Source organism: Paenibacillus sp. J2L1-98, assembly GCF_056269405.1.
This window is the reverse complement of the sequence record NZ_JBWDNW010000007.1, coordinates 255,310-267,502: the sequence shown is the minus strand read 5'-3', so window position 1 is coordinate 267,502 and position 12,193 is coordinate 255,310. Positions and strand designations below refer to the sequence as shown.

At 49.1% G+C, this 12,193-nt stretch carries 13 protein-coding genes; 4 read left to right on the top strand and 9 right to left on the bottom strand.

Going from position 1 to position 12,193, the window contains the following annotated elements; genetic code table 11:
• Positions 1-72: 72 nt before the first annotated feature.
• The 3 genes from AC0YNZ_RS16105 to AC0YNZ_RS16095 all read right to left on the bottom strand — a co-directional run bounded on the left by AC0YNZ_RS16105 (position 73) and on the right by AC0YNZ_RS16095 (position 3,255).
• Positions 73-1,416, bottom strand: a complete 1,344-nt coding sequence (locus AC0YNZ_RS16105; RefSeq protein WP_475827568.1) for a glycoside hydrolase family 30 protein — start codon at positions 1,414-1,416, stop codon at positions 73-75.
• 162 nt (positions 1,417-1,578) lie between these two features.
• Complete coding sequence (locus tag AC0YNZ_RS16100; protein WP_475827567.1) at positions 1,579-2,433, bottom strand: sugar phosphate isomerase/epimerase family protein; 855 nt, start codon at positions 2,431-2,433, stop codon at positions 1,579-1,581.
• Positions 2,434-2,445: 12 nt separating this feature from the next.
• A complete protein-coding gene (locus AC0YNZ_RS16095; protein ID WP_475827566.1) occupies positions 2,446-3,255 on the bottom strand; it encodes a phytanoyl-CoA dioxygenase family protein in 810 nt (269 codons plus the stop codon).
• 74 nt (positions 3,256-3,329) lie between these two features.
• Between AC0YNZ_RS16095 and AC0YNZ_RS16090 the strand changes: the two genes are divergently transcribed.
• Positions 3,330-4,202 carry a helix-turn-helix domain-containing protein gene (locus AC0YNZ_RS16090; protein ID WP_475827565.1) on the top strand — a complete coding sequence of 291 codons (873 nt, stop codon included), beginning with the start codon at positions 3,330-3,332 and terminating at the stop codon, positions 4,200-4,202.
• A 39-nt stretch (positions 4,203-4,241) separates the two neighbouring features.
• Here the strand turns inward: AC0YNZ_RS16090 and AC0YNZ_RS16085 are convergent, their stop codons facing one another.
• Positions 4,242-5,180 (bottom strand): aldo/keto reductase, encoded by a 939-nt coding sequence (locus tag AC0YNZ_RS16085; protein ID WP_110771878.1) that lies wholly within the window; start codon positions 5,178-5,180, stop codon positions 4,242-4,244.
• 28 nt (positions 5,181-5,208) lie between these two features.
• Positions 5,209-6,210 carry a Gfo/Idh/MocA family protein gene (locus AC0YNZ_RS16080; protein WP_475827564.1) on the bottom strand — a complete coding sequence of 334 codons (1,002 nt, stop codon included), beginning with the start codon at positions 6,208-6,210 and terminating at the stop codon, positions 5,209-5,211.
• 219 nt (positions 6,211-6,429) lie between these two features.
• Between AC0YNZ_RS16080 and AC0YNZ_RS16075 the strand changes: the two genes are divergently transcribed.
• Positions 6,430-7,266 (top strand): helix-turn-helix transcriptional regulator, encoded by an 837-nt coding sequence (locus AC0YNZ_RS16075; RefSeq protein ID WP_475827563.1) that lies wholly within the window; start codon positions 6,430-6,432, stop codon positions 7,264-7,266.
• Positions 7,267-7,368: 102 nt separating this feature from the next.
• On the top strand, positions 7,369-8,448 hold the full coding sequence (locus tag AC0YNZ_RS16070; protein WP_475827562.1) for a Gfo/Idh/MocA family protein: 1,080 nt from the start codon (positions 7,369-7,371) through the stop codon (positions 8,446-8,448).
• A gap of 69 nt (positions 8,449-8,517) precedes the next feature.
• On the opposite strand, the gene AC0YNZ_RS16065 is transcribed toward AC0YNZ_RS16070, so the two are convergent.
• The 3 genes from AC0YNZ_RS16065 to AC0YNZ_RS16055 all read right to left on the bottom strand — a co-directional run bounded on the left by AC0YNZ_RS16065 (position 8,518) and on the right by AC0YNZ_RS16055 (position 9,788).
• Positions 8,518-8,694 (bottom strand): hypothetical protein, encoded by a 177-nt coding sequence (locus tag AC0YNZ_RS16065; protein WP_475827561.1) that lies wholly within the window; start codon positions 8,692-8,694, stop codon positions 8,518-8,520.
• A 65-nt stretch (positions 8,695-8,759) separates the two neighbouring features.
• Entirely contained in the window at positions 8,760-9,239 is a 480-nt protein-coding gene (locus AC0YNZ_RS16060; protein WP_475827560.1) for a hypothetical protein, read from the bottom strand.
• A gap of 132 nt (positions 9,240-9,371) precedes the next feature.
• Complete coding sequence (locus tag AC0YNZ_RS16055) at positions 9,372-9,788, bottom strand: MarR family winged helix-turn-helix transcriptional regulator (RefSeq protein WP_475827559.1); 417 nt, start codon at positions 9,786-9,788, stop codon at positions 9,372-9,374.
• Between the two features lie 106 nt (positions 9,789-9,894).
• On the opposite strand from AC0YNZ_RS16055, the gene AC0YNZ_RS16050 reads away from it, so the two are divergent.
• On the top strand, positions 9,895-10,359 hold the full coding sequence (locus AC0YNZ_RS16050; protein WP_475827558.1) for a MarR family winged helix-turn-helix transcriptional regulator: 465 nt from the start codon (positions 9,895-9,897) through the stop codon (positions 10,357-10,359).
• A gap of 73 nt (positions 10,360-10,432) precedes the next feature.
• Here the strand turns inward: AC0YNZ_RS16050 and AC0YNZ_RS16045 are convergent, their stop codons facing one another.
• Positions 10,433-12,055 (bottom strand): MDR family MFS transporter, encoded by a 1,623-nt coding sequence (locus AC0YNZ_RS16045; RefSeq protein WP_475827557.1) that lies wholly within the window; start codon positions 12,053-12,055, stop codon positions 10,433-10,435.
• Between the last annotated feature and the right edge of the window lie 138 nt (positions 12,056-12,193).

Below are 12,193 nucleotides of genomic sequence, written 5' to 3'. Positions count from 1 at the left end.
ATAATAAAAGCTTATTTCTGAGCAAAAAACTAACGCCCCATTGAATTGCTGGCGTTAGTCCGTATGCTTTCGTCATCCGCGAGGAATGATGATCGTATGAAAGGATTCTGGTTCAAGCCGGAACAGCTGTTGCTTCGTATCGATGGACAAGCGCAGCTCCCTAGTGTCCTTAAATGGATTCGTGAGGACAATAATCCGGGTGCCGTCCGGCTTCTCGAAGGCGACCGCATTGCCGGCCCATGGCCCCTTAAGCCCAACTCTTCTGTCATTTGGCGATGTGAAATGGGCAAAATGCTTCATCACATAAAATTCCGGATTGCGCGTTGCAGCTTTCTTCTCCTTATCGACCGTTAGCATCGCATTTTGCTCCCAGCCCCATGTGCTTCTGCCCTTTGGCTCAAGCACCATGTTCCAGTAGATGTAGGCATTCACGCCGTTAGTGAAATAATGCTGATAGAGATTAAATACGTACCTCGCATAGAACCAAGTGTTCTCGCCGTCGCCGCATTCATTCTCCGTTTGCATGTACCGAAGCTCCGGATAGCTTTGAACCGTGCGCTGTATGGCATGCTTCCCTGCCCATTGGTAGCCTACGCCCTTCACATATTTGTAGGCTTCCGGATCGCTTAGAACCGTATTCGCATAGGCATCGAAATCTGTCGCTTTTTTCTTGATCCATTCATCCCAAGCCTCGGGAGCATTGATCGTGCCCAGCCATATTTCCGTATCCAGGCCATGCTTCTCGAAGGCCGGGCCCAAATAATCGCGGATAAATTCGCGGAGCTGCTCGCCCGTCCAAACGCAGGAAGGGAATTTTTGATCCGCGACAACCTCGTTTTGAACGTGAACCTGATGAATCGTAATGCCTTCCGCCTTATACGCTTCAACAAACTTTACGAAGTACAGCGCGTACGCCTCCAAAATTTCCTTTTCCCAGCGCAGCGTGCCGTAATTGTATGACTTCGGAAATTTCATCCATGTCGGAGGGCTCCAAGGAGAAGCGAACAGCTTCAAATCCGGATTGAGCTGCATCGCTTCTTTAATATAAGGAATCAAATATTTTTGATCGCGGGCGATCGAAAAATGCTCCATTTCCAAATCCCCGTCTGTTTCGTTCAAGCTGTACCATTCAAGCGCATAGTCGCTCGCTCCGATCGGAAGTCTGCAAATGCTGAATTTATGCTCACCTTCCGGATGGAAGAGCGCGTGCATTACGCTGCTCCGTTCTTCTTCAGGCAAATGCTGCAGCGCGACATAACCAAGCTCGTTAAAGCAGCCCCCGAATCCTTCTAACTGCTGAAACCTCTCGTCCGTGAACGCTAAATTGGCGTTTCCGCTAACCGCTTCCTCTATATGCTTATCGGTCCAAAGCTCGGTTTCCGTGCTTGCAAACCATTGTATCCGTTTCTGTTCCATAACTGCAAACCCAACTCCTTGTAAGCGTTTTTTTCATTATAGCCTGAACATGAAAGCGTTTAATTGGACAAAATTAGACTTTGCTCTTGGACAATATTAAACCAGTTGGCGCTTTACAAGCAAAAACCCGACTGGACGAATGATGTCCAAGTCGGGTTCCCGTTACAGGCATGCTTTTTGCCAAAGCTGCTGCACCAATTGCTTCAAATAAAGAGACTGCGACCAGCGGTCGCTGATCTCAGATTGTCTGGAGCCGGCCTCGTCTGCGGTTATCGCATAGGGCGGCGGACCCAGCTCAATAACGACGGGAAAGGTTTCGCCCTCTTCTCTTGGAACGCTGCGCCAATGCCGCATGGCGCTTTCCCACCATCTGGCAAAATGGTGCAGCATCGGATGATTGCCCGCTTCGCCAGGATCGATCTGAATTTGCTCGCCGTTTGAAATACGCGTATGAATGCTGTATGCGTTCGGCAGCAAGCTCTGCAGCATTTGCTCCGCTTCGGGCGACACCGTGTGCAGCTCGCCTGCCACGACGTAATGGGAATAATCAATTGTAAGCTTAAGCATTGGCAGTGCCTCTAAAAACTGCTGCGTGCGGATAAGATCCTGCGTGATCGTACCGCGATGCGTCTCGACATAGACCGGAATGCCCGCTTGCCGAGACAGCGCGTCGATGCCCGAGAGCAGCTCGACCGCCGAATCGCCGGTCAGAAAGGGCTTCATCACTTGCGCATTGATATAGTCAATTTGACCAAAAGCCGCTGCTCTATCCAAAAATTCAGACATTTCCACTAACGAGGTAGGGTAGGCATTTACGCTAAACGATAAGCCGTATTGATGAAGCAGCTCCTTCCAAAGGCCGCTCTCCTCTGGTCCCGGCACAAATGCGTTTATGCCGTCAAAGCCGTTCATCGCAATGAGCTCGAATTTCTCCTCGATTGCAGCCCCATGCCCCGCCGTTCCTTGGAGCCCGTTCATTCCCCACCATGACATCTCAACCCGTAATTTATCGTTCATTTTCATCCTCGTTTAGTGCGGATAAGCCATTTCGAATTCCATTCCGCAAGGGCCTCCGTCGGTGTTGATTTCCAAATCGATAGTCGTGCCGTCTTCCCGGAACAATGGGCGGTAGTGGGTATTGATACGGGTTGCCGACGAGTTCGCATAGTGGCAAATAAAAGCACGGCGGAATTGATCCTTCGTCTTGTTCCGGTAAGAGCCATGAATAAGATTTCCGTTAAAAAATAAAACATCGCCCTTATCCATAACGACCGGCATCGCTTTCTGATCCTTCGGCGGCTTGACGTAATGGGTCGTGAAGGATTCGGTCGAATCCGCTAGTTCAGGGCAGCTAATCTCATGCTCGCTCGTCTTCGGAACGACAAGCAAACCGCCGTTCTCTTCATTCGCAGCATCGATTGCCGTCCATGCGGCAATGCAATTGCCAGGTTCCACCTGCAAATAAAAATTGTCTTGATGCAAAGCTTGACCGCGTGAGCCCGGCGGCTTGTAATAAAACATACTTTGGGCTGCCAGCGCCTCTTCGCCATATAGATCGGCTAGTACAGCCATAACCGGTTTATGCAGCAAATATTTTTTGGCCGTTTCATTGAAGCGGTGAGGATGCATCACACGCGGAAACCGCTTTAATGGATCAATCGCAGTTCCTGACAAATCCGGCTCGAAAAAGCCCGGCACAGCCGTATGGCTGATCTCCTCAAATGTATCCTCGATCGTACGAATGTCCTCCTGCGAGAAAAGATCCTTAATAATAATATAGCCCTCTGTAATAAACTGATTGATCTGCTCCTCCGTTAATACGTTCAAAGTTCTGGCCATCGCACAGCACTCCTTCTCTGATGAATTCCTTGCTCTTGACATCATCATAGAGCTTTCGTTATTTTTAAGGAAGAATGATTACTGCTGAAAAGTACTGGTATTCTGCTATTTTGATTGCATTGGAGGAGATTGGCTTGTACCCGTCTATCGGAAACGAGGCCGGTAATGATTCGCCTGGAGGGGTTTTGCTAAGCGGTCTTTTTGAACAATCCGACTCCTATCGCTATCGAAGGCCGAACGGAATGAGTGATTGGCTTATTTTTTTCACCCTGCAGGGGGAGGGCTATTTGCGCACGCCCGAAGGAGAAAAGCGCTGCCGCAGCGGACAGATCGGACTGCTTCGCTCCGGCATTCCTCATGAGTACGGAACCGTGCCGGGCAGCCGCTGGATCTTTTATTGGGTGCATTTTCAGAAACTGCCGGAAATCGACTACCTGCCGAATGAGGAAAGCATCGTCGCCACCATACCGGAAGGCGATATGCAAAGCAGAATTCAGCAAGCCTTCCATCATATTCTGAATGATTCCCGCGAGAGGGCAAGCTTCTGGCATGCGCTGTGCGAAAATGGCCTGCGGGAAATTATTTTGCTTACAGCCCAGCTGCTGGAGCGGCGGCTGGACCCCCGAATCGAGCTCGCCCTGCAATATTTATCCCGCAACATGAATAAAACGATTCGTATCGAGGATATAGCCAAATCGGTTGGGCTTTCGCTCTCCAGGCTGTCCCATCTCTTCAAACAAGAAACAGGCGCTAGCGTGCTCGACCATCTGAATCGGCTGCGGCTCCAGCAAGCTGCGCTGTTAATGGAGCGTATGGGCCGAACGGCTACCGAAGCCGCACTGGATGTCGGATTCAACAATTACAATCATTTTGCCGCTTTATTCCGCAAAACGTACGGGATCAGTCCAAGAGCGTACAAAAAGGACAAAGCTGCTCAAATAGAGTAGCTTTGTCCTCTTGAACCATTGATTCGATTGCCAGCCGCATTAAACCTTCTGCGTCGCCAGATCGAGCCAGCTCAGCTCTTCCTTCGTCAGCTTAATGAGCGAGCCCGCATCGCAGGAATGCAGTTCTTCCGCTGATTGCGCACCGATCAAGGCGCAGGTAGGAAACGGCTGATTAAGCACGTATGCAAGCGCAATTTGAATCGCGCTAACGTTTTTCTCCGCTGCCAGCTGCTTTGCGCGCTCAAGCCGCTCCCAGTTGTCGTCGCTGTAAAAAACGCGGACCAAATCAGCATTATCGCGAATTTCCGGAGAGAATCTGCCCGTAAAGAAACCCCTTGCCTGCGACGACCAGGATAGCAGCGGAAACTGCTGTTCCTCATGCCACGCGCAGGTTTCCTCATCGGCGGACACGCAGCCTGCCCAGAACGGTTCATTCGCTTTCGCGAGGCTTAGGTTCGGACTGCTGAACGAGAAGCCGACAAGTCCTTTCGCCGCTGCATATTCATTCGCTTCCTTAATCCGCTGCCAAGACCAGTTCGATACGCCAATCGCTCTGATGCTGCCCGACTGAACATGCTCATTCAGAATATCGATGACTTCTCCTGCCGGGACGGAGGTATCATCGCGATGCAGCGCATAGAGGTCGACATAATCGGTTTGCAGACGCACGAGGCTATCGGCCAAATCCTGCCGGATCGCTTCTTTGTTGACACGCGGACCGGTTTGATCATGATGCGCGCCTTTAGTCAAAATGACCATTTGCTCCCGGTTGCCGCGCTCCTGCATGTAACGGCCGATGACCTCCTCGCTTTGTCCGCCGCAGTAAATATGTGCCGTGTCAACCGAATTGCCCCCAATCGCCAGAAAAGCATCCAGATTAGCTGCCGCTTTTTCGTAGGAGTGGTGGAAAAAATAATCCGAGCCCTTCATTAAACGCGATACCGGTTTTGGTGATCCTTCAATTTGAATGTATTCCATCTTTTTTAGCCTCCTCGATTATCGTTTCTTATAGAGTAATTCTTGTGCGCTCGCGAGCCGAGAGCAGACAAGCGTCTATGACTTTCATATTGCTCAAAGCATCCGCTGAGCCGAATTGCAGCGTTGTCTCACCTTTGATGGCACGCGCCAAATGATCGGCTTGCGCGGTATAAGCGTTCACATACGGCACCTCAATTTCTTTGCGCTCCCCTTTGGAGCTTACGAAGAAATTAGCGCTGCCAGGCTCGCCGGTCACATAAGCGGATGGAACCTCTATGACCCCATCCGTGCCCAGCACCTCAAGCGGGTTCCGGAACGCTGCCCACATGCCGCAATCGAAAGTCAGCGAGACCGCTCCTTCAAACTCGACTAATCCGGATGCCATCATATCGACATCGTCATGCTCCGGCGAAAATAAAGCTTGAACCGTTACCGCCTCGGGTTCCTTCCCAAGCAGCAGGCGGGCGGCGTTGATCGGATAGCATCCGACATCGTAAATCGAGCCGCCGCCCCAATCCTTGCGGTATCTTACGTTTTCCTTATGTCCCGCATTATTGAACGTAAAAGCGCTGCGAATGCCGCGAACCTCGCCTATTTCTCCAGCAGCGATAATCTCCTTCATCATCTGGTATCGCGGATGGTATCTATACATGAAGGCTTCCGAGAGCAGTACGCCTGCGCCCGCGCAAGCTTCAACCATCTCCGCCGCTTCCTTCTCCGTCAGGGCAAGCGGCTTCTCGCACAAAATATGTTTACCCGCCTCGGCTGCGCGTATGGTCCACTCCCTATGTAAATGATTTGGAAGCGGAATGTATATAACATCGATCGAGTCATCTGCAAGCAGCGCCTCGTAGCTGCCGTAGGCGTTTGGAATGTTATGCTCTTCCGCCGTCTTCTTCGCGTTGTCCGCATCGCGGCTGGCAATCGCTGCAACCTCGTTTAATTCAGAAAGATGAAGGCCGGGTATTACCGCTCTTTTCGCGATACCTGCGCAGCCTAATATGCCCCATCTCAGCTTTTTCATTGTCATCCCTATCGTCACCTCAGCATTTTTTTATTACTATATTGTGATCACAAGCATAGAGAGAAACTAACGTTCAATTTCAACAAAGCAGCTTAAGCGATGTTATAAAAGTAGAAACTGAACGGATAACCTATGCTTTCCTTCAGTTTAAAGTAGAACTGCCAAAAATAAAATGATATTATTTTGCTATGAGTTATAACAATATTGTCATTGAGGTGAACGATCATGCAAAGGCAATCCCACCTGCTCACGCTGCCGCAAAACCCGTTCTTTTGCTTTCCTGAATCAGTCGGAAATTACTGGGACCACCCCGAACATTTCGCAATGCGGACAGCAGGCTCGCTAAACAACTTTAATATCCATTATGTCGTTTCCGGCAAAGGCTATGTGGAAGTAGACGGTAAGGCGCATACGCTAGAGGCTGGGGAGGCCGTGCTTTATTTCCCCTTGCAGCGGCAGCATTACTACAGCAGCAAGGACGATCCGTGGGATATCAGATGGGTCCATTTCTACGGCACAGGCTTGCAGGATTATATGATAGAAAGAGGCTTTCACAAAAGCCAGCTTTGGACGATTCGCCAGCCCGCCGCATGGGAACAAGTGCATGAGGAGCTTCTGGTCGAAGCCGAGACGCACCGGATGCTGCGTCCGACGAAGCTTTCCGCGCTGACCTATGCGGTCGTCGCGGTGTTTGTCGAGCAAGCCGTGCCCATCTCGGGAAGCAAAGCGAGCTCGTCCGGCAACCGCATACTGGAGCTGCTCCCGCTCATGCAGCAGGAAGCGACGCAGCCTTTCATTCTTGAGCAATGGGCCGAGCAGGCGGGTGTCAGCCCGTACTATTTCTGTAAATTATTTCGCAGCGTCATGGAAATGACACCTATGGATTTCATTACGCGCTGCCGGCTTCAGATGGCGAAGCAGTGGCTGCTGGAGCGCAAAGAGGCCAACATCGGTCAGATAGCAGGCGATGCCGGCTATCCAAGCGTCAGCTATTTCAACAAAAGGTTTATGGAGCATGAAGGAATGACGCCTACCTTGTACCGGCAGCTGTATGGCGTCTGACCCATGTCATGATTTTGTAGTTGATTTGTCCTTTTCTCGCAATTTAAAGCCCGGTAAGGCTGTGCTAAAGTAGAAGCAACACGATGAAAAGAGGGACAAATCATGGCAAGAACGATACGGATTGGAATTATAGGAAGCGGCGGCATTGCTAGAGCGCATGCTTCGGCTTATAAGAAAATACCTCATGTAGAGATCGTTGCGGTAGCAGACAGCCTGGCGGGAAGAGCGCAGGCGTTCATCCGGCAGGAGGAGCTTGTACATGCAGCGGCATTCGAGGATCATAGGCGGCTGCTGGAGCTTGATCTTGACGGTGTCAGCATCTGTACGCCGAACATTGCTCATCATGAGACTTCAGTAAACGCTTTAAACGCCGGCAAGCATGTGCTGGTCGAGAAGCCGATGTCCGTCACGCTGCAGCAATCCATCGAAATGGTCGAGGCGGCTGAACGCAGCGGCAAAATGCTGACCGTAGGCTTCCAGCCCAGATACGACCCAAATATGTCCTTGATTCAAGAAATCGTTCAATCAGGCAAGCTCGGCAACGTTTATTTTGTGGAGACTGGCGGCGGAAGACGCCGCGGCATGCCCGGCGGCACGTTCATCCGCAAGGAGCTTGCGGGTGCGGGCGCCATGGCCGATATCGGCTGCTACTCGCTCGATATGGCGCTTAATGCGCTTGGCTATCCTAAACCGCTAACCGTGTCGGCATATACGTCGAACCATTTTGGAACAAACCCGAAATACCATAAAGAAGCGGACAATTTTGACGTGGAGGATTTCGGCGTAGCGATGATTCGCCTTGAGGGCGACATCGTGCTGAATTACAAAATTAGCTGGGCCATGCATATGGATTCGCTCGGAGCAACGATGTTTCTTGGAACAGAAGGCGGCCTCAAGGTTACGCCGGCAGGCAGCGGACCTTGGAGCGGCGTATGGGACGGAAGCGTGGGCAGCATGACGCTTTATCATGATGTCGTCGATCAGCATATACAGTCTACTATTCCGGTTATAACGCACGGTCTGAATTTATTCGACGAGAAGGTAAAGGACTTTGTCGCAGCCATTGCCGACAATCGTCCAGCCCCTATTCCCGGAGCGGAAATCTTGTATAACCAGGCGATCATCGACGGTGTGCTCCGCTCGGCTGCAAGCAAACGTGAGGTTGCGATCGAATTGCCTTAATAACAAAGGGACTGCGTCATTTGGTCATTGACCTCTTGAAGCAGTCCCTTTAGCTTAAAAACTTCTCCACTAAACAGATGATATAATGCCGCGGTTGCATTTTCTTGCAAAATAAATAATGGATTCGTATTGCGTCTTAGCTATACGGCGGTCCGACATCGGAAGGTACGGGTTTTTGACAATCTTAGCTAGCTTCTTAAGCTCCTGCATCTCTTCTGAAGTCACTTTGACCGTTATTTTCCCCATGCGCATCACCCTCCTTAACGTTTTTTCTATGGTCATTATACGCAGTACGCAAGCAAACTTGCATATTATTTGGCATCCGTTCGCGGATTTGAGTCATCTATTTCTTCCGGAAACAGTTCTGCTAGCTCTTTATTCTGTTTGTTCTTCAGATAGGCTAAGCCGGCATAGCCCGCCAGCAGCGAGCTGCTCACTACTGCAAAATTGTCCGTCGTATCCGCCATGGATAGCGCCGTCTTTGCAAGGATGCCCGTTCCTATTGCGATTAATAGATCGCCTAGAAAGCCTAGATCGAAAAAAATCTTTTTCTTCGCGTTGCTATGGTTTCTAAAGCCAATAACGAAGATCACAAAATAATAAAGCCGTTGAAACCACTTTATAAACCAATTTGAAGAAAGCTTCAAATCTTCTTCATCATATTCTATGACGAGCTTTGGCATTTCGATAATGCCATTTTTAACGAAATGTCCAATTAGACCGCCCACTAAGCTCATCGAGATTGACAAACCAAACACCTGAATGAATGCTTGAAAGCTAGAAATGACCATCGCCGCATGTCCACCCTTCATCAACGCTTTGCGCTCGGTAGCATTTATCGCACTACTTTCACTCTATGTCGCTGATAAAAGGTTCACGACTATTATTTTAGCCGGCTGTCGCATCGCTGCCTTGTTTGGCAGCTATTCATTGAGAAGTGTAAATATACGTTTTAAATGCGCTAAATCTTCCAAAGAAATTCGCTCGCTCATATAGCGGATGATAGCTTCGTCATTTGCTTTAAACGACTCGATATACCGCTTGCCCTCATCTGTAATTTCTACATAAACGACACGCCTGTCCTCATCGCCGCGATATCTGCGGATAAGCCCTTTTTCAACTAACTTATCTCCCATTAGCGTAACTCCGCCAGCCGTAATAAAAAGCAATTCCGCAATGTCCGTAGACTTCATCGGACTCTGCCTATTCAAATATTGAATCATTCTCGTTTGATTAACAGAGAAGCTGTAATCAATGTCCTTAAACCATTCCGTTTTTATTTTTTTATAAACACCCTTTAAAAGCGGAAACAGCTCCTTCCATTCCTCATAGTTGTTCATCCTGCACCTCATCTCTCATGCTTGGTTGACTTCCGGGTCACATCCTAACTATAATTGCGTTGGTAACCTAATTAATCTAAAAAATAAATTCACCGAGGTGAATCGAATGAGCACCGATAAATATGAAAATGTTACAGATTTAATAGATGTATTCCAACGGTTTGCAAGAGCAGACTGGCGTAAAAAAACGATGTGGGGCGGACTTAAAGCCAGCGAAATTAGAATGCTCGTATGCGTGAAGCAGAGCAATGACAAAGGCGCATCCGGCACGACCGTGTCGGAAATCAGCAAAATGCTCCAGGTAACCTCGCCTACCGTTACGCAAATGCTTAACAGCTTAATCGCCGCCGGCTATGTGATTCGCTCCGCTGATAAGACAGACCGGAGAATGACGGAGATCACATTAACCGAAAAAGGCGAGCAGCTTGCCCAGAAAGCGACAGAGCGGTACCTTGCAATATTCACAGGGATGATTGATCACTTGGGGAAAGAGCAAAGCGATCAGCTTGTCGGCTTGCTGAATCAGGTTTTTCAATATCTCGAGTCCGCACAAAATAACGAAGAGCTTTAATGCAGAAAGGGGATTTCGCCTGCTGCGGCTGCGGCAGCTAGCGAAATCCCTACAAGATGATCCTCTCTAAACATTAATTAAGAGCAGGCTCATTTTTCATCTGTTCCTTCTGCTCCTCGTTCACTTTGGCTTTCATATCATTCGAGGAACGGAGCGGAATTTCTTTCAAGAACAGTACGAGAACGAACGCAACGATCAGTAAAGACATGCCGAATAGAAATACAACCGTTAGCGATTCGCTTAATACCGAACGCACCATGTCAATGATATGCGTAAATATAGGCTGAATCTGCTCCGGCAGCGTCGCATGCAGTTCCTTTAATTTCGGTTGATCGAGCAGCATTTGCGGGTTGAGGAAGCTCGACAATTTCTCGGCCGTCGCAGCATCTACTTTTGACAAATCCGGGCCTTCGCCGGCTTTAACGGCAGACTCCAGCCTGCTTGTCATGGCAGAGTTCATCACTGTACCCATTACAGCGATTCCGATCGTACCGCCTAAGTTGCGGAACAAGGTAGCTGTTGCCGTAGCTACGCCTAGCTGCGCTGGAGCAACTGCGTTTTGAACCGTTAACGTAAATACAGGCATTGAAATGCCGAGGCCGATACCGAAAACAATCATGGCAGCAACCGCAACGCCCACATTATTCATAAGGGCCATCATGAGCATTCCTATGACCATAAACGGCATACCGGCTATCGCAAAACGTTTGTACTTGCCTGATTTCGAAATCCAACGTCCCGATAAGGTGCTGAGGAAAATCATCGCAATCGACATCGGCATATTAACGAAGCCCGAATAAGTTGGCGAAATGCCCAGAACCCCCTGTACGAAAAATGGCAAATACATCATTGCGCCCATCATCCCGGCGTTCATAAGGAAGCCGATTGTATTGGAAATCGTGACGATACTGTTTTTAAACATGGACAATGGCAGTACCGGACTTTTTGCTTTACGTTCGACGAGAAGCAGTATAACTAAGAAAACGGCCGCAGCTGCCAGCATACCGATAATTTGCGGCGAATCCCAATCATATTTTGTGCCCGCCCACGAGAAGCCGAGTAGCAAGGCGATAAGCGTCAGCGTAAGAAACAATGAGCCAAAGTAATCAATCGATTCCGTCGTTTTCCGCGCTGTTTTCGGAAACATCGACCAAATCATCCCAAATGCAACAAGTCCAAGCGGCAGGAAAATCCAGAAAATCCATTTCCATGCGATATGATCAACCATGAAACCGCCGAGTGTCGGGCCGATTACGCTTGAGAAGCCAAACACAGCCATCATCACGCCGGTCCATTTCGCCCTCTCCCTCGGCGCGAACAAATCACCAACCGCTGTGATGGTAGCAGACATCAGAATACCGCCTCCCAAGCCTTGAATGCCCCGGTAAGCAATAAGCTGAAAGACCGTCGTCGATGTCCCGCAAAGAAAAGCGCCGATTATAAAAAACACAATCCCGGTTAACAGAAAAGGCTTACGTCCATAAATATCAGACAGCTTCCCTACAAGAACGGTGGCAATCGTAGAGGTGAGCATATAAATGGTAATTACCCAAGTGTAATACTCGATTCCCCCCAGCATTGCAATAATGCGCGGCATTGCCGTACTTACGATCGTCTGATTGATGGCGGCAAAGAACATTGCTGCCATCAGAGCAATCATGATGGTAACCTTCTTCTTTTGAGTCAATTGCTCCATATGTCTTACACTCCTAAACCACTTAATTTATTATGACCGATTGGCAGCCAAACTACTTTTTTTGAAAATTTAATTAGGTTGCCTACCTATTATATGATGATACAATAACTTTAGTACTAAAACAACTGCCAAATCGTT